1 protein-coding gene is annotated in these 676 nt (G+C 39.9%); it reads right to left on the bottom strand.

Features of this window, described 5'->3' with window-relative positions:
- Positions 1-152: 152 nt before the first annotated feature.
- Complete coding sequence (locus tag A3738_RS02360) at positions 153-368, bottom strand: hypothetical protein (RefSeq protein ID WP_068479528.1); 216 nt, start codon at positions 366-368, stop codon at positions 153-155.
- Between the last annotated feature and the right edge of the window lie 308 nt (positions 369-676).

Here is a 676-nt window from a genome sequence, read left to right as displayed (position 1 = left end):
CACTTAAAAGGGGAACGAATTTGCCGATTTTTTGGCAGACCCTTGATTAATAGATTGAGAGCAAACTTAATACCAAATTTGCATATGATGGGATAAACAGAATTGTTGAATGAATCTTAAGCAGAGGCGGGTGCCTCTGCTGAGAGGTGCGATTAGTGCTGTTCTTGCTCGGAATATAATTTTTCAGCCCATGCTAGAAACCCTATGCACGCTGTAAGTAAGAGAGTTCCTAAGCCGTATCCTTCACTGGTTCGTTCAGTGATGCAATACATTAAAAACATAAATAGATCGAGAGTAATTAAACCGAATAGTGCTCCGGTGACATATTCCCCTTGTTCTTTGTACCAAGTCGCGAATTGTTCGCCCATTTTTATGACTCCAAAATTATTGTTATTACGAAGGCCGCTGTGGGGCAACCTTTAAAGGAGCGTTCGACTACTAACTGAGTGCGCGTTGTTTCAGTATAAGTAAGCCAAAACCCTAAATACAAGTCAGATTCGTACAAATTATGATCTGTTTTTCAGTAAAGTATGAATGCACTCGGGAACAAAAATTAACCAAACGAAAATTGCGGGCTGCGATTCGCTCTTCTATATACATGGTCGACCTTAGAGATATGTCCTGCTTTTGGAGGTGTTCATGTTTAAAGGAATTCATCGACTACTTAAATGGATGT

It is taken from the genome of Oleiphilus sp. HI0066 (genome assembly GCF_001635725.1).
The sequence above is the reverse complement of the archived record's forward strand: the minus strand, read 5'-3'. Positions and strand labels throughout refer to the sequence as shown.